23 protein-coding genes are annotated in these 24,019 nt (G+C 26.0%); all 23 read right to left on the bottom strand.

All coding sequences use genetic code 11. The features are described from left to right. Nucleotides 1-9: 9 nt before the first annotated feature. The 23 genes from smc to dxs all read right to left on the bottom strand — a co-directional run bounded on the left by smc (nt 10) and on the right by dxs (nt 24,007). Nucleotides 10-3,564, bottom strand: coding sequence for a chromosome segregation protein SMC (gene smc, locus Q1J78_RS01695; RefSeq protein ID WP_300279950.1), 3,555 nt, complete (start codon nt 3,562-3,564; stop codon nt 10-12). A 25-nt stretch (nt 3,565-3,589) separates the two neighbouring features. Next, entirely contained in the window at nt 3,590-4,657 is a 1,068-nt protein-coding gene (locus tag Q1J78_RS01690; protein ID WP_300279947.1) for an elongator complex protein 3, read from the bottom strand. Between the two features lie 10 nt (nt 4,658-4,667). Continuing rightward, nucleotides 4,668-5,381: a ribonuclease III gene (gene rnc, locus Q1J78_RS01685; RefSeq protein WP_300279944.1), complete on the bottom strand. Its 714-nt coding sequence runs from the start codon at nt 5,379-5,381 to the stop codon at nt 4,668-4,670. A 167-nt stretch (nt 5,382-5,548) separates the two neighbouring features. After that, nucleotides 5,549-6,067, bottom strand: coding sequence for a CD1247 N-terminal domain-containing protein (locus tag Q1J78_RS01680; protein ID WP_300279941.1), 519 nt, complete (start codon nt 6,065-6,067; stop codon nt 5,549-5,551). Nucleotides 6,068-6,141: 74 nt separating this feature from the next. Then, nucleotides 6,142-6,705 (bottom strand): elongation factor P, encoded by a 564-nt coding sequence (gene efp / locus Q1J78_RS01675; protein ID WP_006440085.1) that lies wholly within the window; start codon nt 6,703-6,705, stop codon nt 6,142-6,144. 136 nt (nt 6,706-6,841) lie between these two features. Continuing rightward, nucleotides 6,842-7,369 carry a hypothetical protein gene (locus Q1J78_RS01670; RefSeq protein ID WP_300279929.1) on the bottom strand — a complete coding sequence of 176 codons (528 nt, stop codon included), beginning with the start codon at nt 7,367-7,369 and terminating at the stop codon, nt 6,842-6,844. Continuing rightward, nucleotides 7,353-7,775 (bottom strand): hypothetical protein, encoded by a 423-nt coding sequence (locus tag Q1J78_RS01665; protein WP_300279926.1) that lies wholly within the window; start codon nt 7,773-7,775, stop codon nt 7,353-7,355. Before Q1J78_RS01665 ends, Q1J78_RS01670 begins: the two co-directional genes overlap by 17 nt. Nucleotides 7,776-7,806: 31 nt before the next feature. Further along, nucleotides 7,807-8,520, bottom strand: a complete 714-nt coding sequence (locus Q1J78_RS01660) for a hypothetical protein (protein WP_300279923.1) — start codon at nt 8,518-8,520, stop codon at nt 7,807-7,809. Beyond that, nucleotides 8,513-8,815, bottom strand: a complete 303-nt coding sequence (locus Q1J78_RS01655) for a hypothetical protein (RefSeq protein ID WP_300279920.1) — start codon at nt 8,813-8,815, stop codon at nt 8,513-8,515. Before Q1J78_RS01655 ends, Q1J78_RS01660 begins: the two co-directional genes overlap by 8 nt. A gap of 117 nt (nt 8,816-8,932) precedes the next feature. Next, complete coding sequence (gene aroE, locus Q1J78_RS01650) at nt 8,933-9,787, bottom strand: shikimate dehydrogenase (RefSeq protein ID WP_300279917.1); 855 nt, start codon at nt 9,785-9,787, stop codon at nt 8,933-8,935. Between the two features lie 121 nt (nt 9,788-9,908). Then, nucleotides 9,909-11,156: a peptidase U32 family protein gene (locus Q1J78_RS01645; protein WP_300279914.1), complete on the bottom strand. Its 1,248-nt coding sequence runs from the start codon at nt 11,154-11,156 to the stop codon at nt 9,909-9,911. Beyond that, nucleotides 11,146-11,814 carry an O-methyltransferase gene (locus Q1J78_RS01640; protein WP_300279911.1) on the bottom strand — a complete coding sequence of 223 codons (669 nt, stop codon included), beginning with the start codon at nt 11,812-11,814 and terminating at the stop codon, nt 11,146-11,148. The genes Q1J78_RS01645 and Q1J78_RS01640 overlap by 11 nt, the downstream gene beginning before the upstream one ends. A gap of 37 nt (nt 11,815-11,851) precedes the next feature. Next, nucleotides 11,852-12,904, bottom strand: coding sequence for an endolytic transglycosylase MltG (mltG, locus tag Q1J78_RS01635; protein WP_300279908.1), 1,053 nt, complete (start codon nt 12,902-12,904; stop codon nt 11,852-11,854). Between the two features lie 261 nt (nt 12,905-13,165). Beyond that, entirely contained in the window at nt 13,166-14,044 is an 879-nt protein-coding gene (locus tag Q1J78_RS01630; protein WP_300279906.1) for a tyrosine-type recombinase/integrase, read from the bottom strand. 92 nt (nt 14,045-14,136) lie between these two features. Then, nucleotides 14,137-15,207, bottom strand: coding sequence for a DUF3866 family protein (locus Q1J78_RS01625; protein ID WP_300279903.1), 1,071 nt, complete (start codon nt 15,205-15,207; stop codon nt 14,137-14,139). Between the two features lie 6 nt (nt 15,208-15,213). Further along, complete coding sequence (locus tag Q1J78_RS01620; protein WP_300279900.1) at nt 15,214-16,038, bottom strand: MraY family glycosyltransferase; 825 nt, start codon at nt 16,036-16,038, stop codon at nt 15,214-15,216. Next, nucleotides 16,038-16,736, bottom strand: coding sequence for a glycosyltransferase family 2 protein (locus tag Q1J78_RS01615; RefSeq protein WP_300279897.1), 699 nt, complete (start codon nt 16,734-16,736; stop codon nt 16,038-16,040). Before Q1J78_RS01615 ends, Q1J78_RS01620 begins: the two co-directional genes overlap by 1 nt. Nucleotides 16,737-16,746: 10 nt before the next feature. After that, a complete protein-coding gene (locus Q1J78_RS01610; RefSeq protein ID WP_300279894.1) occupies nt 16,747-17,619 on the bottom strand; it encodes a copper transporter in 873 nt (290 codons plus the stop codon). 21 nt (nt 17,620-17,640) lie between these two features. Next, the gene (gene steA / locus Q1J78_RS01605) at nt 17,641-18,762 is read right to left on the bottom strand and encodes a putative cytokinetic ring protein SteA (RefSeq protein ID WP_300279891.1); all 1,122 of its coding nucleotides are present in this window, start codon (nt 18,760-18,762) and stop codon (nt 17,641-17,643) included. A 227-nt stretch (nt 18,763-18,989) separates the two neighbouring features. Then, entirely contained in the window at nt 18,990-19,457 is a 468-nt protein-coding gene (locus Q1J78_RS01600) for a sporulation initiation factor Spo0A C-terminal domain-containing protein (protein WP_300279888.1), read from the bottom strand. A 51-nt stretch (nt 19,458-19,508) separates the two neighbouring features. Beyond that, nucleotides 19,509-21,203, bottom strand: coding sequence for a DNA repair protein RecN (recN, locus tag Q1J78_RS01595; protein WP_300279885.1), 1,695 nt, complete (start codon nt 21,201-21,203; stop codon nt 19,509-19,511). Nucleotides 21,204-21,287: 84 nt separating this feature from the next. Continuing rightward, nucleotides 21,288-22,100, bottom strand: coding sequence for a TlyA family RNA methyltransferase (locus Q1J78_RS01590; RefSeq protein ID WP_300279882.1), 813 nt, complete (start codon nt 22,098-22,100; stop codon nt 21,288-21,290). A 50-nt stretch (nt 22,101-22,150) separates the two neighbouring features. After that, nucleotides 22,151-24,007: a 1-deoxy-D-xylulose-5-phosphate synthase gene (gene dxs, locus Q1J78_RS01585; RefSeq protein ID WP_300279879.1), complete on the bottom strand. Its 1,857-nt coding sequence runs from the start codon at nt 24,005-24,007 to the stop codon at nt 22,151-22,153. Nucleotides 24,008-24,019 lie beyond the last annotated feature (12 nt).

The raw sequence follows: 24,019 nt of genomic DNA, 5'->3' as shown, positions 1-24,019 counted from the left end.
TAAAATTTCTTATACTATACCTGCAAATTCTTCTGCTTCTTTTAATTTTAAACTTATTATTTTTGATATAGCTCTTTCTTGCATAGTAACTCCATATATATATTCAGCTGCTTCCATAGTACCTCTTCTATGAGTAACCGCTATAAATTGAGTTTCATTAGATAATTCTTTTAAAAATTCACCGAATCTATAAACATTTACATCATCTAATGGAGCTTCTATTTCATCTAATATACAAAATGGTGTTGGTCTAGAAATTATTATAGCAAATAATATACATATAGCAGTTAATGCTTTTTCTCCTCCCGATAAAAGATTTATATTTTTCATCTTTTTACCTGGTGGTTGTGCTGTTATATTTATATCACTTTCTAATATATTTTCTTTATCTGCCAATGATAATTCTCCTGTACCACCACCAAATAATTTAGAATATACATTTTTAAAATTAATTGAAATTTTTTCAAACTGTTCAACAAATTCTATTCTCATATTATGTTCTAATTCTTTTATAAGCTTATTTATACCAAGAATAGACTCTTCTAAGTCTAATTTTTGTGAACTATAAAGGTCATATCTTTCTTTTTTAACTTTATATTCTTCTATAGACTCTATATTTACATTTCCTATTGATTTTTTTTCTTTTTTCAATGCGTCTATTTCTTTTTTGCTTATATTTAAATCATCATTTCTAATTTCCGATGCTTGGACAAATGTCATACTGTATTGTTCAAACATCTTACTTAAATAACTTTCTCTATTATTTTTTAATCTATCTGATTTTGAATTTATTTTATATAGTTCTTCTTTGAATTCCAATATTTTTCGTTCATTTTGTTTTATTTCTTTTTCTTTTGCATCACTATCAATCTTAAGATTGTTTCTTTTATCTTTTTTGTTATCTAATAATTTTAAAACTTTTGAAATATCTTCTTGTATGTTTATTTTTTCAATATCTTCTTTATTTATTTTTTCTTTAAATATTTCTATTTCTTTCAAATCATTATCTATTTCTTTTTTTATATTTTCTATTTTTTCATTTGTAGATTTAGTTTCTAACAAGACTCTGTCATTATCTATTTTTAAAGACTTCAATTCATTTTTTAAATTTATTAATGTTATATTCAATCCATCGTATTCATTTTTATTTTTATCATAACTATTTTTACTATTTTCTAAATCTTTATTTAATTTTTCAACTTCATTTTTAGAAACTTCAACTTTTTTATCAATAGAATCAATTTTTTCATTTGTAGATTTTAATTTTGATATAGTGTACTCCATATTAGAACTAATACTTTCTTTTTCTCTTTCAAGTTTTTCTATATTAATTTTACATTCATCTACTTTTTCTTGTAATTTTTTTGCTTCTGTATTTTTAAGAAGAATATTTTTTTCTATATTATTTTTCTCACCTATATACTTATCTCTAGTTTCGTATAGTAAAGATTTTTCATCTTTTAAATTTTTTAAATTTAATTCTTTTTCGCCTATAGTATTAGTAATATTATTTATTTTATCTGTATATTCATTTATTAATCTTTTTCTAGATAATAATTTTCCATTATTTTTTATACTACCACCAGTTATAGAGCCACCTGGTTTTAATATTTCTCCATCTAGAGTAGCTATTTTTATTTTATAATTAGTATCTTTTGCAAACTTTATAGCATCATCTATGTTTTCTATTATAATAGTTTTCCCCAATAAACTCTCTATGATATTTTTATACTTATCATCATAGTCTAAAAGTTCTGAAGCTATTCCAAGAGGTTTTATATTTGAATTAATTTCTTTTAAATCTATTAAATTTGATTTAACTACATTTAATGGAAGAAATGTAACTCTACCTAATTCATTCTTTTTTAAAAATTCTATGGCATCTTTTGCACTATTTTCATTTTCTGTTATTATATTTTGCATAGCAGCTGCTAGTGATGCTTCTATTGCTTTTTCGTATTTTTCAGAAACATTTATTATCTGTGCTACTGCTCCATCTATTCCTTTTAAGCCTTTATTTTTTAATACCTCTTTTACTCCTCTATTAAAACCATCATATTGATTTTCCATCTCTACATATATATTTTTCTTAGATTCTAATTTATTTAATTCATACTTATTATCTACTATATTTTTTTCTAATTCTGAAGACTCTTTTGATATTTCATCAATTCTAATTTTTACTTTTGATGTATTATTACTAACTTCATTTAATTCAGAGTCAAGTTTTTCTAATGCTTTAATTTCTTTATCTATTTCTTTAGATATTATCTTTATTTTTTCTTCATTTTCGTTAGTTATTTCATCTATACTCCGCCATCTTTGGTTCATATTATTCTTGTTGGCTTCAAGCGTAGAAATATTATTAGATATAGTCTGTTTATCATTTAATAGATTTATTATTTCATCTTTTAAATCATCTATTTTTTTCTCAACATTTTCTAAACTTTCTTTTTGTTCTTTATTTTTATATCCTTTTTCATTTAGATTTTTTTCTAACTCTTCTTTTTTTACGTTTAAAATCTCTATGTTTTGAGAATTAGTTTTTATTTCTTCTTCATTTTTTTCAATTTTTATAGTTAGATTTTTTATTTCTTCTTTTTTTCTATCTATTTCTTTATTTTTGTTATTATTTTTTTCTTTGATAATATCTATTTCAGATTCTTTTTTAGAAATAATTTCTTTTAAAGAAGATGAATATTCTTTTTCCTTTTCAATTTCTTCATCTAAAATATCTATTTCTAATCTTAATTCTTCAGATATTTTTTCTAAATTGCTATTAAATTCTTCTTCTCTTTTTATTTCATTTTCTTTATCTTCTAACTGTTTTTTTATTTCTTTAGACTCTTTATCAATCTTGTTTATTTCTCTTAAAAAACTATTTATCTCTAATTCCTTAAGTTTAGAAGAAACTTCTATATACTTTTCTGCTTTTTCTTTTTGCTTTTTCAATGGATTTATTTGCTTTTCTATTTCTATATAAATATCATTTATTCTCTCTAAATTTTCAGATGTATTTTTAAGATTTTTTTCTGCCTCTTGTTTTTTGTATCTATATTTTGATATTCCACATGCTTCATCAAAGACTTTCCTTCTTACGATAGGATTATTGCTTAAAATCTCATCAACTTTTCCTTGTTCTATTATAGAATAACTATCTTTTCCTATACCAGTGTCTAAAAATAATTCTTTAATATCTTTTAATCTACATGCTTTTCCATTTAAAAAGAATTGACTTTCTCCACTTCTATAAGCTCTTCTTTTTATTGTTATTTCTGTAAATTCTAAATCTATTTCTCCATCTGTATTATCTATAGTAAGAGATACTTCACAATAATTCATAGGTTTTTTCTTTTCAGATCCTGCAAAAATTACGTCTTCTAATTTGTCTCCTCTAAGACTTTTTATACTTTGTTCACCGAGTACCCACCTTACTGCATCAGATATATTACTTTTCCCACTTCCATTCGGACCTACTATTGCTGTTATTCCATTTTTAAAAATTATATCTGTTTTTTCTGGAAAGGATTTGAACCCTTTTAGTTCTAGCTCTTTTAAAAACACCGCCTCATCTCCTCTCTTTATCTATTTATAAATCATATATTTCTAATAATTTTTTATTCATTTCATCTATAGAAACACTATCTATTAGTCCATGTTCTCCATAGAAATTATATGTTTCTATTTCTACACTTTCTTCTTTTACTTTTAAAGAAATTCCTTTATCTGTTTTTAAATTTTTTATATTTGATTTTTTATTACCTATAGCTTTAGAAATATTTCTTTTATTAACTCCAATGGTTATATTTTTTTCATTGTTCATATTTGATACATATATAATATAATCTTTAATCATTTCAGATTCTACTAATTCCCTAAAAGCAGGATGATATGGTCCATCTATAACATCTTTTCCAAGTTGAATATCATCTGTCGCTTGAAGCCCAACTCTTATTACATTTATATCATTTGTATAATATAAAACTAATAATTTTTTGACAATATTAATACTTTCTTCTAAAGAAAATGGCTTATATGCTCCTGCTTCAAGCCGTCTTTCTAAACCAGTTTCTTTAATCACTAATGTAGGATATATTCTTACACAAAATGGATTCATTTTTATAAATTCTTTCGCTGTATATATACATTTTTTTTCATTATCACTTGGTAATCCTATCATCATTTGAAGTCCTAAATTTATGCCGTGTTTTTTTATCATTTCAGCACTTTTATATACTACACTTGAATTGTGTCCTCTTATACTATCTTCAAGTACTTTTTCATCTAAAGACTGTACACCTAACTCTATTATTGTTGTTCCATATTCTTTTACCATATCTAAAATTTCATCTGTTATACAATCTGGTCTTGTTGACATCCTTATATCTTTTACAATTCCTTTATCTTTATACTCTTTTGCAACTGATAAAAGGCCTCTTTGTATATCTATATCTATTGCTGTGAAACTTCCTCCAAAAAATGCTATTTCTACTTGAGCATCTTCATCTATTGTTGGAAGACATTCTTCTATTATATTTCTTACTATTTCTGGTGTTACTGTTGTACTAACACCTGTTATTTTTTTTTGGTTGCAAAATATACAATCATTTGGACAACCTTGATGTGGCACAAAAATAGGTATTATTCTTTTTTTCATATTCATTCACCTATCTTTCATTATCTATTAAATATGCTATTGCCGCTTTTGCTGCAACCTGTTCTGCTTCTTTTTTACTTTTACCTTCACCTATTCCAAGTTCTTTTTCGTCTACACCAACCATCATTTTGAATGTTTTATTATGGTCTGGACCATTTTCTTCTAATAATTTATACCATATATTACTAGTTCCATTTTTTTGTAATTCTTCTTGAAGTTGTGTTTTGTAATCTCTAAATATTTTTCCATCTATTGAGTCTTTTATAATATTAGAAAGATTATTTAGTATAAATTTAGATGCACTTTCAATCCCTCCATCTAAATATATCGCTGCAATAACTGCTTCAAATGCATCTGCTAATATAGATTTTCTTTCTCTACCTCCAGTTGCCTCTTCTCCTCTTCCTAAAAGAATATATTTTCCTAAATCTATTTTTTTAGCAGCTTCACTAAGAGAACCTTCACAAACTATATTTGCTCTTAATTTAGTAAGTTCTCCTTCTGGTACTTTTTTTTCTTTTTTAAATATATGATCACTTATTACTAATCCAAGTACTGAATCTCCTAAAAACTCCATTCTTTCATTATATTTAAACTTTCTATTTTCATTTGAATATGAACTATGTGTAAGTGCTTCTAATATATACTCTCTATTGTTAAAGTTATATCCTATCACAGATTCAAATTTATCTATATTTTCTCTTATGCTATTAAAAGATTGCATTTTTATACCTCCATTTATTTTTATTTGAATTCACTTTATCAAATATTTTATTAAATTTCCGTTATACCTATGATTTATTGTATCATAAAAAAATGCCTATGAAAAACAATCTCATAGGCATTTTTTAATTTTACATAGATTTTTATTTTTCTATAAAGATCGATTTATTATTCGTCTTCTCCACAGCATCCTTCGCATGAACAGCATTCATCTTCGCATTCATCTTCGAAATCCTCTGAAGATAATATTACTTCTTTACAACATGGACAAACTATATCTAATTCATCATCGTAAAGTTCATCTTCGTCTATTTCTACTAGTTCACCGCAGTATGGGCATTCCATTTCAATATAGCTATAATCATCTTCGTCATCTTCATCTTCGCAATCACAATCGTAAAGATCTTCTATATCGTCTTCTATTTCTTCCATTTCATCATATATATCTTCTAGATTTTCTTCTATTTCTTCCATATCTTCATATATATCTGCTAAATCAGAATCCATATCTTCAATATATTCACGAAGTTCTTCATTTTCACTTTGAAGTTCATTTATAGCATCAGCAAAATTATCTAAACTAGATATTATTTTTTCAATAACTTTTCCAGTACTTCCTTCACTTGCTATTTCAAGTCCTTCTGCTAATCCTTTTAGGTATGCAACATCTTCTTTTAAATATTTCATGTCCTGCCCCTCGCCTTCTATGATTTCAAATATGTACCGATATTAATTAATCGATAATAACAAAAAATTTGATATTAGTTGTTTACTCTTGATAAATATTCACCAGTTCTAGTGTCTATTTTTATTTTATCTCCTTCATTTATAAATAAAGGAACCTGAACAACTGCTCCAGTTTCTACAGTAGCTGATTTTGTAACATTACTTGCTGTATTTCCTTTTATACCTGGTTCTGTTTCAGTTATTTCTAATTCAACAAAGTTAGGTCCTTCAACTTCAAATGGACTTCCTTGGAAGAATCTTATTGTAGCAACTTCATTTTCTTTCATGAATTTTATAGCATCTTCAACCCGTACGTAATCTAATGCTATCTGATCAAATGTTTCCTGATCCATGAAGTAGTATAATTCACCATCATTGTATAGATACTGCATCTGTTTAGTTTCTATCTGAGCTTTTGGGAATTTATCACTTGGATTGAAAGCTTCTTCTCTTGTTGCTCCTGTTATAAGATTTCTGTATTTTGTTCTAACGAAAGCAGCCCCTTTTCCAGGTTTAACGTGCTGGAAATCTACTACTAGACATGGCTGACCATCTTTTTCAAAAGTTACACCTTTTCTGAATTCACTTGCTGTTACCATTTACATAACCTCCAATAAATATTACTTAACCTCTAAAGGCTATTTTTCGTATTATTATAATAATTCATAATCCTACTGATAACATAATATCATATAATATATGATTTAAACAAGTGTTTTTACTATTCTAATAACATCAATTTCTTGTTCTTATATTTATTATATCACTAAAGTTATTATTATTTTTATTAAGTTTTAATTTAATTGAAAAATTATCTTTTGACTCTTTTCTCACTTCCATATCTACAACATAATTTCCTATTTCAAAAGATCCTCCATTGTAATATATAAAAATTTTATTTTTATCTCTAGATAAAAACATTTCTCTATTTATTATAACTGGATTTCCATTTTTTACATCTTCAAATTGAGAAAACCTTATTTTATCTATTCTTTCAAATTTATTATCTAAAAAAATACTATTTCCTTTATAATAAAATTTAATATTATTTGAATTCCTAAGTTCTCTTTTTATAGTAGATTTCATTTCACTAAATTGTTCCATTATTTCTATTCTATTATCTGTTTGATTAACTAAATTATTAGAATCTTTTAGCATTATGGTAACTATATTCATTACAATTAAAGATATACTTATTGCACAAAAAATTTCAACCATTAAATATCCTTCTTTTTTAGGAAAAGTTTTATTTTTCATTAGCATATATATCCTCCTTGAATAAAATTCTACCTGATATAGGAGTTATTGTTATCTGATATATTTTTTCTCTATATTGAAAATCCACTATTCCCGACTCATAAGGCCTTCCATCTTCTTTAAACGATATTGAATCCATAGAGCTATACAACTTTATTTTGTTTGGTATTTCAACTATTTTTTCTATATTAAGACCTTTTTGTATAATATAATAGCTATTTCCATTTTTATTTGTAACTCTAATTGATTCACTTTTTCCTGATAGATTTTTTCTTTTTGTAAGTCTTATTTCAGAGCAAAATTTTCTCCGTTCCCATTTTGTTTTTGCATAACCTGTATCAACTTTTGGTATTGATAGCCCTACTAGTAATACCATAAGGCTCATACCTATTATCAGTTCTACAGTGCTCACATTCCTTCTCTTTTCATAATAATATCTCCATTTAATATTCTTTTTCTACTCTAAATATCAGTGCATCCTTAGCATTATATTTTATTGGTACATCATCTTCATCAATAATATCTTTATTTTCTTTTAAATTATTATTTTCTTTTAAATTATTATTTTCATTACTTTCGATATTCTCATTCGGATTATTTTTATTTACATCTTTTATTTCATCTTTTTTATTAATATCTTCTTTATTTTCTTCAATTTTTTCTTTATCTTCTTTTTTAACTTTATCTATATATATATTCTTTAAAGTCACACACAAAGACATTTTCCTAATCATATCTTTTTTAGGATCCTTTACTGTAATATTTATCCAAAATTTATATAATAAAGAACCATCTTCTTTTATATCATCTTGATAAACGTCTATTTTAGAATTATCTATATTTACATCTGATAAATTTTCTATTGTAGATATATATTTTTTTCTATAAGAAAAACTTTCTATCTTATTTTTTAAATCATTCTTACTTATACTCTCATCGTACAAATTTTGAGTAGCTTCTATTACTTTTTCTTTTGCTATTAAAGTAACCCCTTCAGCTTTTCTCAGTAAATTTTCAGATTCTATATCTATATGTTCGCTTTTAATATAATCATCTAATCTCACTTGAAGTGCTGAACAAGATATTGTAAGAAATGTTAAAACAATTATAGCCGCGAGTGAAACACTTCCTCTTTTTCGTTTTGAAAATTTAATCATATTCATCTTTCTTTTCATATCCTTCTAGAGTTATTTTTTTATCAGATTCATGTGCAAATACTGTAACTTTATAAATATTTCTTTTTTTATCTATCAAATTTATTCTTTTTTCTATTTTAATTTCATCATTATTTTTATTTATATTTGTACTTTGACTTATATTACCATTTTTTATATTATCTAATTCATTATTTAGCTCTATTTCTGCTTTTTCTACTAATTCCTTATAATTTTTATTTTCATTTAGCATAGAATTTGTATTATTGTTAAATGTTGAAAAAAGATATACCGACAAAAACAATATTGAAAGTGCTATAATTGCATCTGTAATTATAACCCCTTCTCTTTTTCTATTTTTGTAACTATAATTTACTTTATAATTTTTTATCCCACCTATATCACCTTCTGAATATTAAATTTTATTATCTTCAAATATTTTTTTTAATATTTTTATATCTTCTTTATCAACCTTTTTCCCTGTCCATATTTCAAAAGCATAAATACCTTGATTTATAAGCATATCAATACCATAAATTATTTTTAAGTTATTGTTTTCTGCCCATTTTATCAAATTCGTCCTATGCGGTTTATATACTATATCACAAACAATTAAATCATTTGAAATTCTAATACTTTCATCTATAGGACATTCATCACTTTCCATTCCTATTGGTGTTGTATTTATTAAAAAATCATATTTTTCCAGATCATATTTTTCTATGGACTTTTGAGATATCAAAATTTCTGTATCAAAATACTTATTTAGGTTTTCTTTTATTTTTATAGCATTATCTATACTTCTATTTCTTATATCTATTGTTTTTATTCCTTTTGATGCAAGTTCAACTACTATACTTCTGCATGCACCTCCACATCCTAAGATCAAAGCTTTTTTATTTTTTATATCATAATTATGATCTAATATAGATTTTACAAAACCTTTTCCATCAGTATTATATCCTTTAAATACACCTTTTTCATTTTTAACAGTATTTATCGAGCCTATAACCTCTGCATTTCTATCTATTTTATCTAGTAAATTAACTATTTCTGTTTTGTATGGAATCGTTATATTAAATCCACTAACTTTTAAATTTTTCATATTATCTACTACATCTTCTATTTTTTCAGGTTCTACATCAAAACAAAGATAACTGCCATTTATATTATACTTTTCAAATAAATAACTATGCATAATTGGTGAAAAGCTATTACTAATTGGATGACCTATTAATGCAAAAAGTTTTGTTTTATAATTTGTACTCATATTTTCTCCTTTCAATATATATAATTTTCAAATTTTAATTTTTATATACATATTTTAATATTTTATTCATTAAATTTATAATAAAAACTCTCTCTATATTAGATAGAGAGAGTTTTTATTATTAGTTATCTATTTTTTCTTCTATTGGTTTTCTAAGCATATAATCTTTATCTACTGGAATATCCAATTTCATTTTTACTATTTGTCTTGGATGTGGTGCTGACTCTATTGGTTCACCATCTTCATTATACATTTCTAATATTTTAGCAAACATAGTTTCTTTATATGGAGCCATTATTTCAATATCTTCACCTACAGACATTTTATTTCTTTGTTCAACTATTGTTAAACCTGTTTCTTCATCTTTACCTCTTACAACACCTATAAAATCATAATTTCTTACATAAGATGCTGATTCATAATTCTGGTCATCTGTGTCTGGTTTTTCTAAGTAGAATCCAGTTGTGAAATGTCTATGGCTACCTTTTTTAAGTTCTTCCATCCACATAGGGTTAAACTTCCAATTTTCTGGATCTTCATAGTATGCATCTATTGCCATTCTATAAGCTCTTACAACTGTAGCAACATAATAAGCAGTTTTCATTCTTCCTTCTATTTTTAAACTCATTATTCCTGATTCTATAAGCTCTGGAATATGTTCTATCATACAAAGGTCTTTTGAATTGAAGAAGAATGTTCCTCTTTCATCTTCATATATTGGGAAATATTCACCTGGTCTTTTTTCTTCCATTAGGTAATATTGCCATCTACAAGATTGAGCACAAGAACCTTTATTAGCTTCTCTACCTGTCATGTAGTTACTTATTAAACATCTTCCTGAATAAGATATACACATTGCACCATGCATAAAAGCTTCTATTTCCATATCTTCTGGCGTATTTTGTCTTATTTCTTTTATTTCATCAAAAGACATTTCTCTAGCTACAACAACTCTTTTTATTCCTTGATTATACCAGAATTTAGCACTTTCATAATTTGTTGTATTTGCTTGAGTACTTAAATGTAATTCCATATTAGGAACAACTCTTTTTGCTACACTTATAACACCTGGGTCTGATACTATTATTGCATCTATATTAATTCTTTCTAATTCTAATAAGTATTCATCTAAATATTTAAAATCTTCATTATGAGGTATTATATTTACTGTAACATATACTTTTTTACCTCTTTCATGTGCAAATTCTACTCCTTCAGCCATATCTTCTATACTAAAGTTTTTTGCAGCTGATCTCATTCCAAATACTTCTCCACCAATATATACAGCATCTGCTCCATATATTATGGCTGTTTTTAATTTTTCAAGGTCTCCTGCTGGAGCCAGTAATTCTACTTTTTTATTTTCCATTATTATTTCTCTCCCCTTCTTTATAACTTAACGCAACTCCATCTCCAATAGGTATTAAAGATGTACTTAAATAATCACATGTACATATATAGTCTAAATAATTTCTCATTCTTTTTACTATTGTTTTCTTTCTTCTAACAACAAAGTCATCATGTGCTACCATTCCTTTGTATAGTATATTATCAGAAACAACAAGCCCACCTCTTTTTAATTTATCTATTACTAAATCAAAGAACAATTGATATTGACCTTTAGCTGCATCTATAAAAATCATATCAAATTCTCCATCTACATTTTTCAATGTTTCCTCTGCATCACCTTCAAGAATAGTTATCTTATCTTCTAGGCCTGCTCTTTTTATATTTTCTTTAGCTTTTTCTATCATTTTTTCATTTCTTTCAGTTGTTATGATTTCTACATCATTTTCTAAAACTGTCGCAAAAAATATTGAAGAATATCCTATTGCACACCCAACCTCAAGTATTCTTTTAGGCTTTTTCATTTTCAACAGAACTTTCAAAAGATCTGATACTTCTTTATGAATTATTGGAACACTATTTTCATGTGCATAAATTTCTAATTCTTTAAGTATACCATCTTTTTCTTGCAGTGTTTCTCTTATATACTCTTCAACAAGATCGTTTACTATATTGCTCATAAAATCTCTCCCCTTATCTAGTTTTCAACATTATAAATTATCGTTTTTCAGAAGATTCCTTTTTCTGTTTTTCTCTCTGCTCTTTATATTGTTTTTCATATTTTAAATGTTCTTCATAAGTTTTAGAATAATTATTCCCTCCACCATCTGTCTTAGCAACAAAGTATAAATAATCTGTTTTATCAGGATTTATTGCTGAATCAATTGATTTTAAAGAAGGATTTGATATTGGTGTAGGTGGTAATCCTTTATATTTATAAGAATTATATGGTGACTCTATTTTTAAATCATCATAGCTAACAACCTTTTTTCTTTCTTTAAAAGCATATTGTATTGTTGCATCTGATTGAAGTGGCATTTTTTTATCTAATCTATTATAAAATACACTTGAAATAATTGGTCTATCTTCATCTAAAACAGCTTCTTTTTCTATTATCGAAGCCATTTTTATAATATCATATAAATTTAAATTTTTATTTTTTATTTCTTCTTTTATACCACTCAAATAAATTTCATTGAATTTATTTAACATTTTAGTAACAATTTCTTTTTCACTATCTGTTTTCTCACAATAATATGTACTTGGATAAAGAAATCCTTCTAAACTTTTTATATTTTCATCTCTTAAAAATTCAAATTCATTTTTAAATTCAGATGGGTTATTTATAAGCTTATTATATACATCTGTATTTCCTAGATTTTTACTTACTAATTCTTCAACTATCTCTTTTGATGTTGCTCCTTCTTTAACTGTAATTTTAGGACCTGAATGATATGTTTTTCCAGATGCTATATCATTTATAATCTCCTCATTTGTATAAGATTGATCAAATCTATATTTTCCGGCTTTAAATTCTGATGCTTTTCCACTTATTTTAGTATTTATTTTAAACACTAATTTATTTTTTATAAGTTTTGATTCGCTAAGTATATTTGATATATTATCAATGCTTGATCCTGATGGTATGTCTACTATTACTTCTTTTTCTTCATTTACATCATATGCACCAGATTGATTCTTAAAATATATACCCCCAAATGCCACTATTATAACCAAAATTATCAAAATAGCTAAAAACTTCTTCTTCATATTTTTTTCTCCTTTTGAATAGAATTTAAATTATAATTCTTTAATATTTGCAATTATATTATATATTTTTATTTATGTCTACAGATTTCATCCAGCATACAATACTACAATTATAAATTATATTATATAATCATTACTTTTTCCAATGATTCATCAAAAAACTTTATTTTTTTTACTTGTTTAAAAAACATAAAAAAAGTCTAATAATCAATATTAGACTTTTTATTCATATAAATTATTATAATTCCTTTTTTAGCATTATTATTTTCTAGGATGTTTTAAATTCATCTCTCTTCTCATATTTGAATCTATACAGTTTATATAAGATTGAATACTTGCTAAGTTTGTATTTCCCAAAATTTTATTTACAGAAGCAATATTTGCTCCTTTATTTATCATATGTATAGCAAATGAATGTCTTAACATAGTTGGATTTATATTTTTATTTATATTTGCTTTATTTGAATATTTTTTTATTATTTTCCAAAGTCCTTGTCTTGTGAATCTATGACCTAAAGAACTAACAAATAATGCTTTTTCTCCATCTGATGCCATATTATCTCTAGATTCATCTACATATAGTTTTAAATATTTTTTAGTCACTTCTATAAGAGGTATAACTCTTTTGTTCTTACTTGAAGAACATGTTATGTTGCTCATTTCAAAGTCAACATCACTCAAATTTAAATCTATCAACTCAGATACTTTCATTCCTGTTCCATAGAGAACTTCAAATATAGCTTTATCTCTTTTTAGCTTGTCCGTATCAAGATTTTCAAAATTTAAAAGCGATTCTATTTCTTCTTCAGTTAAAATTTCTACTGTCTCTTTTTTTATTTTAGGTTTTTTTATACTCTTAGATGGATCTATATCACATATTTTACTAAAGAATAAATAATCATGAAAAGATTTTATTGAAGATATCATTCTTGCTATAGTAGATACAGATACATTATTTTTTTCTAAATCTACTAAATAGTTTAATATATCTGTTTCTACTACATCATTGATATTTATATTCTTTCTTTTTAGATATTCTGCATATTTTTTTAAATCCATGCTATAAGATGAAACAGTATTAAAAGATAATTTTCTTTTATTTTCTATATAGTCTATATATTTATCTATTGTATTGTTCATCCTTAACTCCTTATTCGATTTCTAGCTATCGTATGACTTCATACGAAATCTTTTAAGGTCAGGTTTTATTATAAATTAAAATAAATTTAATTTTATTTATTTTCCGTTATATAGATTGCTGCAGAAGCTGCTGAATCAAAAAATTCACTATCTTGTTCATAATTTCTTCCCATACTTCTGACCTTCAGACCATAGCTATCTATATCATCTTTCGTTCTATTATTTTTTATATATGCTATTTTATGTTTTTTATCTAATTTATTTTCTTTTATTTGATTTTCTATTTTCTTTATTTTTTCACCATCATATAAAGTGATTGGTATCTCAGATTTTACATTAACAATTTCACTTAATATTGTTATACTGTGATGCGATATACCATTATGTCTTTCTCTTTGGTCTGCAAAACTAATTCTTGGTATTGCAATAGGTCTCCCACCAAGTTTTGATATAGCATCAAGTATTGTTCCTTGTTCTATACCAGTAAAACCATACTTAGTTCCTGTACCTGCAATTCCTGGCCCCATACTAACAAAAACTGCATCCGCTTTTGCGATTTCCTTTGCTGTAATTAATGCTGTATATATATTTATACATTCATAATCTCCACCAAAAGCATTTCCAAATGTTATTGTAGAATCTATCAAGCCTTTATTTTTTAATGTATCAACATTCATACTAAAATATATTGGAAGAGCTGCTCCATCTGTCATTATATATACAAGTTTTTTATTAGGATTAAGTCTTTTATACGTAGCTGCAAAAGGAGTCAGCATACTATGTAATGTTCCAACTACTACTGGTATGTTATTTAAACTTTCGAATTTTTCAAATATACTATGATATTTACTTTCATGATCTTCTACTGAATCTACCCTTACCTGCATTGGAGTATATCTAAGTTTCATTATATGACCTTTTCCTTCTAAATTAGACTCCATATTATCTAGGTTGGATATAACATAATGATATCCTCCAGTTCCTAAAGAAAGTTCAACAGCTGTAGTATTTAATAGAACTTTATCTCCTATATTTACATTTCCAGTCATTTTAGGATAATTATAAGATTTGAAAATTTCATTACCTATTTTCACTCTTATATCATCTATTTGACCATTTTGTTTTTTTATTTCTACTACTTCTCCAACTTTTTTACTTAGCATAAATAACTACCTTCCTAATCTGTCCAAGAAATTAAGGACTTTATTTTTTTCTATTATTTCAGTAAGTGAATATTTTTCAGTAAAAATATGTATTGCAATTAGAAATCCAAGCCATGCTATTTTTATATTTATAGAATAACCATACACCATAAATATTCCTATTGATATACCGAGTACGTTAGATCCTGCATCTCCCATCATACATTTAGCTTTAAGATCTTGATTAAAGTATGCTAATACTGATGGGACTAATAAACACATCAATACTTTATTAAATCCTGTAAGTGTAAATATCATAACTAGCATGATTAATAAATAAACTTTTATAGCTCTACCTGGTCTTAAATCCATAAGATTCATAAGATTTGTTGATAAAGCCACTATTAATGTATTTAAAATTATTTCTGGAATACTATTTGTCAATACTACAGATATTAATAATCCTACAAATCCTCCATAAAGTGCTTTAAATCCTCCAGTTGTAAGCGTTCCTTTAAAAAGACTTTTAAAATGCCCCTTTAATCCGCTGACATTTCTATTTCCTATTATATCATCCATTATTCCTGCAAATGACATTGATAAAACTGCAAATAAAAACATAAATAAATATTTCATATGATTTAAATCTCTATCAAAATATGCAAGTATTATAGAAGCTATAACTAACATAGGTATAAATACAATTCCCATACTTACGGGAATCATATCTTTTTTATAGTTTGGTCTAACTATTTCACCTTCTACTAGCATTTTTTTAAACATAGGTATTATAAAAAGTGTTCCAAAAAATCCAATCAATGAAAGTATAATCATCATGTACATATCCGGCATTATTTAACACCCCATTCTTTTTTCTTTTGCTTAACAACTTTTTTAATATGGTAATATTGTTTCCCTCTATGTATAAAACCTTTTAAATCTCTTCCAGTTTCATTATGAGTCATTTGTACTGGAACTTCTTTTATTTTATATCCCCATTTAAGTATATCTATAGACATACCAACCTCTACTCCATAACCATATGGAATAGTTTTAAATCTTTCTATTACTTCTCTTTTAAATATTCTCTGTCCAGAGATACTAGCATTTAATTCTACTCCTGTCATTTCATATACAGATTCTTTTGCCAGTCCTTTTACTAATCCTAAACCACCCTTTTTTTTGGCTCCAGGAAATTGTGCTATAGTAACATCTACTTCGCCATCAATTACTGGTTTAATTATTTTTATTACTTCTGATGAACAAGATCCTAAATCTGCATCTAAAAATCCTATTATATCAGCATTTTTTAAAGATTCCTTAAGTCCAAAATTAAGTGCATATCCTTTTCCTCTGTTTTTGTCCAATCTAAAAACTTTTACTTTTTCACTTTTTACACTTTTTGCCTCTGATTCAGTATTGTCAGATGAACCATCATCTACAACAATTATCTCATCTATTTCTTCTATACCTACTATCCCTTCAAGAGTAGCTTTTATTCTACTACCTTCATTAAATGCAGGCATTATTATACTAGTATAATGTTTCATTTTTTTCTCCTTATTTTTCCATTGGTATTAAAGAAGATGCTGTATCTAATCTTCCAAAATTACCAACAAGATTTTCATCTTGTACTAAAGACACTAATGAAAGTGTTCCTGTTTTTTCATCTATGTTGTCTACAGTTGCAACTTTATTCTTAGCATATTGTTCAACATATGAAGTCTTTGATTTTGTAGTTTGTGCTTCTACAATATATTTATTTTGTGATTTTAATTTTGATACTACAAATTTATCTAATTTATTAAACTTTTCATTAGGATTTGATGATTCTGATGGAGCTAATATTATAGCTGAAGAAAAATTAGCTATTTCTCCATTTTCTGAATTTATATTTATAATTTTTAAATCTTTTAATATATTTAAAGATTCATTATTTCCTCTTTTTATCATATCAAATGTATAATTTACAATATCTGCTGTTGACTCAAATTTTTCTCCTGTTTTTTTAGCAGCTTCTTTTATAATTTTTTCATCTGTTATTTCTTTGTTAAATGTTAAATCAAAGGCTAATGAACCACCATATTCATTTATTATATTTTTTAGTGTATTTACGTTTTCTGATTTTTCATAAGTAGATATTACTGCCACATTTTTATCTGTTAATGAACCTGTCATTAAAGAGTCCGCATTTTTATTTACATAACTTATTAAGGCATTATATTTTTTATCAGTTCCATTTAATTCTTTTTTAAGATTGCTATTTTCTTCTTTGATGTCATTAAATTCTTCATCAAGTTGTTTTATTATATTTGCCTGCTGTTTACTTATTTCTTCATTGTTATTTAGATTGAATCCAACAAGAATTCCTATTCCTAGTGCTAGAAAAATCGCTCCTATCGAAACAATATAGTATTTCATATTTATATGCATAATTACTTCCTCCTAATATAACTACATACTAAGCATTATTCTCAATTTTATTTGCATTAGATGTATAAACTGCTGTATTCTTGGTGATAATGATGCCACTATTAATACAGGGAATAATGCTGTTGCTATTAATGCCCAAATATATTTTATTTTTAATTTACTTCTATAAAGTAAGTTTACGCCTTTTGCATCTATAAGTTTAGCACCTATCTTCATTCTAACTAAAAATGTACTTGCCATACCTTTTCTTCCTTTTTCAAGGAAATCTATTATATTTGAATGTGTTCCTAAAGCTACTATTAATTCTGCGTTATATTCATATGCTATAAGCATTGCTATATCTTCACTTGTTCCTGGAGCTGGGAATACTACAGCATCTAAACCTAAATCTTGTACTCTTTTTAATCCAGGAGCTCTACCATCTGTATATGCATGGACTACTATTTCATCAGCTGCTTTTAAAGCTTCATCACTTACACTATCCATATCACCAACAACAACATCTGGTTTATAACCAAATTCCATTAGTGCATCTGCTCCACCATCAACACCCACTAAAATAGGTTTTACTTCTTCAATATATGAAAGCATTGTAGCTAAATCTTCTTTAAAATCTTGACCTCTTACTACAATTAAAACTTGTCTACCTTGATAGTTTGTTTTTACTTTTGGAATTTCTACTTCACCCAATATAAATCCTTTTTCTTTTTTAGCATATTCTATTGTGTTGTCTATAAATCTATCAAGTTCTTCTCCTAAATTTTCGTATGCAAGTTTTATTTGAACTGCTACTTTTTCTTTTGTAAGAACTTCACCTTCGCCTAAAAACTCTCCATTTCTGTATATTTTCCCATCTTCAACTTCTAATACTTCTCCTTCAGTTAAGCTATTAAAAAGCTCTTCTCCTACTCTATCTATTATAAGTATGTTGTTTTCTGTTAAAATACCAGGTCCTTTGTTAGGATATCTACCACTTATAGACTCAGCGGCATTTATAACTAATTTGACCTTAGCTTCAACTAAAGAATTTGCTGCAACCTCATCAATATCTGTATGATTTATAACTGCTATTTCACCAGGTTGGATTCTTTTAGCAAGTTTCTTTGTTTTGCGGTCTACCTTTATCGGTGACTTGACTATCATATTGAACCCTCCAAATTTTATAAAATCACATTATATTATATCATATTTTTCTATAAACCGACTAATTTTAACATTTTATTTATTTTTTTATTTTTATTAGATATATATTTATTTTTTTATTTGAAAATTTATAAACTTTTTTTAAGTATAACAATATATTTTTAACAAAAAAATAAGGAAGTGCAATTGAATTTCACTTCCTAGAAATTTTTTTATTATTTTTTATTTTAATTTCTAAAAGTATTTCGTCTAGACTTTGAATATCTTATTTTTTCTGCTGCTGAAAAAACAAACTCCAAGTTTGATGGTATTTCATATTTTGAAAAAATTTTTTTACCTATAACTTCATTCAATTCATTATAATCTCTACTATTTTTTAAAACTTCTATAGCATATCTCATACTTCTTTCTATATTTAGCTTTCCAGTATTATTTTCTTCTGCTATAGCTTTTATTAATGTATTATACTCTTTTATATTATATTTAGTATCACTTAGCAACTCTAAATATATCGACTCTTTCAAATACTTATATCCCTTCAAATTACTTCTTATACCTATTTTTTGCATAAATTCTATTGAATCTTCTTCTATTGTGTTTATTAAAATAATATCCTTCTCATTTAAACTGTTTTTTTGGTTTTCTTCTATATATTTATATATACTCATATATAAGAATTTTTCATCATTAGTCATATCTCTTACTCCTATTTACTTTTAACAGATTTTAAACTACAGGCATTATTTTTATATCACTCTTTTATTCTTATATTCTTTAGACAATGTAAGTATTTCTTTTGCATGTTCTATTGTTTTTTCTGTAACTTGTTTACCAGATATCAATCTAGATATTTCTTTTTTCTTTCCTTCATCATCTAATCTTTCAACAATTGTAAATGTTCTTTCCCCATCACTTTTCTTTTCTATGCAATAATGAGTATCTGCATTTGCTGCTATTTGTGGCAAGTGTGTTATGCAAATAATTTGTTTTTTTGTAGCTATATCAGATAATTTTTCTCCAACATTTTGAGCTGCTATACCACTAATACCTGTATCTATTTCATCAAATACTAATGTATCTATTTCATCACTATCAGCTAGTATTGTTTTAAATGCTAGCATAAATCTTGAAATTTCTCCTCCAGATGCTACCTTAGAAATCGGTCTTAAATCTTCTCCTATATTAAAGGACACCATAAATTCTATGCTATCTTTTCCATCATGTGAAAAATCTTTTTCTGTAAATTCCGTTGAAAAAGCAACATTTTTCATATCCATACTTTCTAATTCTTTAATAAGAAGATTACTCATTTTTTCTGCTTCTTTTTTCCTTATATCAGTTAAAATTTCTGCTTTTTCATTTAGTTTTATCTCAATAGATTTTAATTCCGATTTTAATCTTTCTTTCTCTTCATCTCTATTTAAAATATCATATAATCTTTTAGAAATTTTATCATAAAACTCAAATATTTCATCTATTGTGTTACCATATTTTCTTCTAAGATTATTTATTTCATCTAATCTAATTTCTATTTCTTCCAATTCATATGGTTCAAAGTTTATATTATCTTTATAATTTCTTATATCTCCGGATAAATCTTGTAACTCATACATTATTCTCTCTATATCATTATAAATAGCTTCTATTCTATCATCAAATGATGATACAGACGATAACTCACTTACTATCCTACCTATAATGTCTATTGCATTTACATCATTGTTATGTATTGCTTCATAGGATATATTAAGACTATTGTATATTTTTTCGCTATTTCTAAATACTTCTCTCTTTTTCAAAAGTTCATCATATTCATCTTGAGTTAAATTTGCTGAATCTATTTCATTTATTTGGAATTTCAATAAGTCTATTTCCCTTTGAATCTCCATTTCATCTTTATTATCATTTAATCTAGATAACTCTGACTTTTTTTTAGAATACTCATCATATAAATCTTTGTAATCTTTTTTAGCATAAAAAATATTTTCTCCAGCAAATGAATCAATAAATGTTAAATGCCTACTAGGATCAAATAAAAGTTGATTTTGATGCTGTCCATGTATATCTATTAAATATGAAACTATCTCTTTTAAAAGTGATAATTTTACCGTTCTTCCATTTACTCTAGCAGTACTTTTACCATCGGAATAAATAACTCTTGTAATAGTAATTATACCATCTTCCATATCAATATCATTTTCTTTCATTATCTTTTTTAAATTGTTATTATCCGAAGAAAATACCGTTTCTACAAAACCTTTTTCAGTTCCTTTTCTTAAAAATGACTTATCATATTTATTTCCTAAACATAATCCTATTGCATCTATTATTATAGATTTTCCAGAACCAGTCTCTCCTGTTAAAATATTTAAATTTTTATCTATAGTGAGTCTTAACTCTTCTACAAGAGCACAATTTTTCATATATACTTCAAGAATCAAATCAAATCTGTAGTATTTTATCTATACTACAAACTCACCTCCAAACTTAAAATCATTTTATTTTTATTAAATTTATATTGTTTATTATTTACTAAGTTCGTGTGATCTTTCTACCACTTCTTTCACTTTTTTAAAGTGATTTTCTCTATCATATGTAAATCCTTCATTTGATGTACATAAATGTATAAGATACTCTATATTTCCTTCAGGACCTTTTATTGGTGAAAAATCTATATTTTTTATTGAAAATCCACTATCAACTGCAAAATCCGATATCATTTCTATTACTTCTATATGAGTTGATGTCTCTCTTACAACACCTTTTTTACCAACTTTTTCTCTTCCAGCTTCAAATTGAGGTTTTATAAGAGCTACTATTTCTCCACCATCTTTTAGTAGTTTTTTAGCTACAGGTAAAACTAATTTCAAAGATATGAAAGATACATCTATAGATGCAAAATCTGGAAATTCTTTAAGATCTTCTACTGTGACATTTCTTATATTAGTTCTTTCCATACAAACTACTCTTTCATCACTTCTTAGCTTCCAAGCTAGCTGACCATAACCAACATCTATAGAGAAAACTTTTATAGCTCCATTTTGAAGCATACAGTCAGTAAATCCACCAGTTGATGCCCCTATATCCATACATATTTTATCCTTTAATGTAAGATCAAAATTTTTCATAGCTTTTTCTAATTTTAATCCTCCTCTACTTACATACGGTATAGGATTTCCTTTTACTTCTATTTTTGCATCTTCTTTTACTTCTGTACCAGCTTTATCACATCTTTGATTATCTACAAAAACTAATCCAGCCATTATAGCTTTTTTAGCTCTTTCTCTACTTTCAAAATACCCTTGGTCTACTAAAAGTACATCTATTCTCTTTTTCATAATTATCCTTTCCAAATTTCAAGATTTTTATAATATAAAATCTATAAAATTTAAATATTTTTTATTCTTTCTATTATTTTTTCAGAAGATATTCCTGCTAACTCTTGTAATTCTTCACAACTTCCATGTGGAATAAACTTTTCAGGTAGTGCAATATTTATCACTTTGTTATTATATCCTTTTTCTGATATATATTGTAATATTCTACTTCCAAATCCTCCAACAATTATATTATTTTCTACTGTTACAATATTTTTATATTTTTTTACAATTTCATCTAATATTTTTTCATCTATAGGTTTTAAAAATCTAGCATTTACTACACCTATATTTATACCTTCTTTTTCAAGTATTTTTGCTGCTTCAATAGAGTTTTTAACCATATCACCTATAGCTAATATTACTGTTTCATCACCAGATTTTAAAATTTCATATGTTCCTTTTTCTATTTTTCCATACTCACCAATACCTAATTCATATGAATTTCCTCTAGGATATCTTATAGCACATGGACCATCTATTTCTAAAGATAAATCCATCATAGACATAAGTTCTTTTGTATCTTTTGGTGCCATTACTGTTATTCCAGGAACACTATTTAAATATGATAAATCAAATTCCCCATGGTGAGTCTCTCCATCGTTTCCAACAAGACCTGCTCTATCTATTAGAAAAGTTACATTTTTATTTGTTATACAGACATCATGTAAAATTTGGTCATATCCTCTTTGTAAAAAAGATGAATAGACAGCAAAATATGGTTTCATACCATTTTTTGCAAGACCTGCTGAGAATGCAACTGCATGTTGTTCCGCTATTCCAACATCATAATATCTATTTGGATGATTTTTTTCAAAAATATTAAGTCCTGTTCCCGATGGCATAGCTGCTGTTATAGCTACTATTTTATCATCTATACATGCCATTTGAGAAAGTTTTTCTCCAACCGCTATTGATATACTCTTTTTATTAGATGGCTGTATTCCTTTTTTTATATCAAATTTTGAAACTCCATGATATTTATCTGGATGCTCTTCTGCATATCTATATCCTTTCCCCTTTTTAGTTATTACATGTAATAACATAGGTCCTTTTCTATCTTTTGCATTTTTTAGACATGCAATTAAATCTCCTATATCATGCCCATCTATTGGTCCGTAGTATTTTATTCCTATTGAATCAAAAAATGCACAATCTTGTGGTACAAAACTATACATTATAGTATCAGTTAATTTACTAGCAGCTCTAGATATCTGTCCACCTGTACTAGTTATATTTAAAAATTTATCCACTTCACCTTTCATTTTATGAACCTTAGAATTTCTAATAATACTAGACATATATGTAGACATTCCACCTACATTTTTATCTATAGACATTTCATTATCATTTAAAATTATTATCATATCATTTTTTATATATCCGAGTTGATTTATAGCTTCCATTGCCATACCACCAGTTATAGAACCATCACCAATAACTGCTATAACACTTCCATCTTCTCCTTTTATATCTCTTGAACATGCAAGTCCCATAGCTGTAGATATCGATGTTGAACTATGCCCTGTATCTATTATATCATGACAACTTTCCTTTTCTTTTGGAAACCCACTCATACCATTTAACTGTCGTAAATTTTCAAATTTATCTTTTCTTCCAGTTATAATTTTATGTACATATGATTGATGTCCCACATCCCAAACAATTTTATCTTTTGGACTATCAAATACTTTATGTAATGCTAAAGTTAACTCTACTATTCCTAAATTAGATGCTAAATGTCCTCCAGTTTTAGAAATATTTCTCACTAAAAACTTTCTAATATCTTTTGCAAGTTCATCTAATTCTTCTATATTCATCTTTTTTATATCTTGAGGAGAGTTTACTTGATCCAAATATTTGTACATTAATTTTCACCT

Source organism: Peptacetobacter sp. (assembly GCF_029264495.1).
Classification (GTDB): domain Bacteria; phylum Bacillota; class Clostridia; order Peptostreptococcales; family Peptostreptococcaceae; genus Peptacetobacter.
Note: the sequence above shows the minus strand (reverse complement) of the source record. Positions and strands in the feature narration are given on the sequence as shown.

Excerpts from the sequence above, each read along its gene's own strand:
- aroE (WP_300279917.1), bottom strand. The coding sequence starts at position 9,787 with ATGAGTACAAATTATAAAACAAAACTTTTTGCATTAATAGGTCATCCA.
- efp (WP_006440085.1), bottom strand. The coding sequence starts at position 6,705 with ATGGTAACAGCAAGTGAATTCAGAAAAGGTGTAACTTTTGAAAAAGAT.
- Q1J78_RS01645 (WP_300279914.1), bottom strand. The coding sequence starts at position 11,156 with ATGGAAAATAAAAAAGTAGAATTACTGGCTCCAGCAGGAGACCTTGAA.
- Q1J78_RS01620 (WP_300279900.1), bottom strand. The coding sequence starts at position 16,038 with ATGCCGGATATGTACATGATGATTATACTTTCATTGATTGGATTTTTT.
- Q1J78_RS01625 (WP_300279903.1), bottom strand. The coding sequence starts at position 15,207 with ATGCTAAGTAAAAAAGTTGGAGAAGTAGTAGAAATAAAAAAACAAAAT.
- steA (WP_300279891.1), bottom strand. The coding sequence starts at position 18,762 with ATGATAGTCAAGTCACCGATAAAGGTAGACCGCAAAACAAAGAAACTT.
- Q1J78_RS01630 (WP_300279906.1), bottom strand. The coding sequence starts at position 14,044 with ATGAACAATACAATAGATAAATATATAGACTATATAGAAAATAAAAGA.
- Q1J78_RS01640 (WP_300279911.1), bottom strand. The coding sequence starts at position 11,814 with ATGAGCAATATAGTAAACGATCTTGTTGAAGAGTATATAAGAGAAACA.
- Q1J78_RS01680 (WP_300279941.1), bottom strand. The coding sequence starts at position 6,067 with ATGAAATATTTAAAAGAAGATGTTGCATACCTAAAAGGATTAGCAGAA.
- Q1J78_RS01670 (WP_300279929.1), bottom strand. The coding sequence starts at position 7,369 with ATGCTAATGAAAAATAAAACTTTTCCTAAAAAAGAAGGATATTTAATG.
- Q1J78_RS01690 (WP_300279947.1), bottom strand. The coding sequence starts at position 4,657 with ATGAAAAAAAGAATAATACCTATTTTTGTGCCACATCAAGGTTGTCCA.
- Q1J78_RS01610 (WP_300279894.1), bottom strand. The coding sequence starts at position 17,619 with ATGCATATAAATATGAAATACTATATTGTTTCGATAGGAGCGATTTTT.
- Q1J78_RS01590 (WP_300279882.1), bottom strand. The coding sequence starts at position 22,100 with ATGAAAAAGAGAATAGATGTACTTTTAGTAGACCAAGGGTATTTTGAA.
- Q1J78_RS01600 (WP_300279888.1), bottom strand. The coding sequence starts at position 19,457 with ATGACTAATGATGAAAAATTCTTATATATGAGTATATATAAATATATA.
- dxs (WP_300279879.1), bottom strand. The coding sequence starts at position 24,007 with ATGTACAAATATTTGGATCAAGTAAACTCTCCTCAAGATATAAAAAAG.
- Q1J78_RS01660 (WP_300279923.1), bottom strand. The coding sequence starts at position 8,520 with ATGATTAAATTTTCAAAACGAAAAAGAGGAAGTGTTTCACTCGCGGCT.
- mltG (WP_300279908.1), bottom strand. The coding sequence starts at position 12,904 with ATGAAGAAGAAGTTTTTAGCTATTTTGATAATTTTGGTTATAATAGTG.
- rnc (WP_300279944.1), bottom strand. The coding sequence starts at position 5,381 with ATGCAATCTTTTAATAGCATAAGAGAAAATATAGATAAATTTGAATCT.
- Q1J78_RS01615 (WP_300279897.1), bottom strand. The coding sequence starts at position 16,736 with ATGAAACATTATACTAGTATAATAATGCCTGCATTTAATGAAGGTAGT.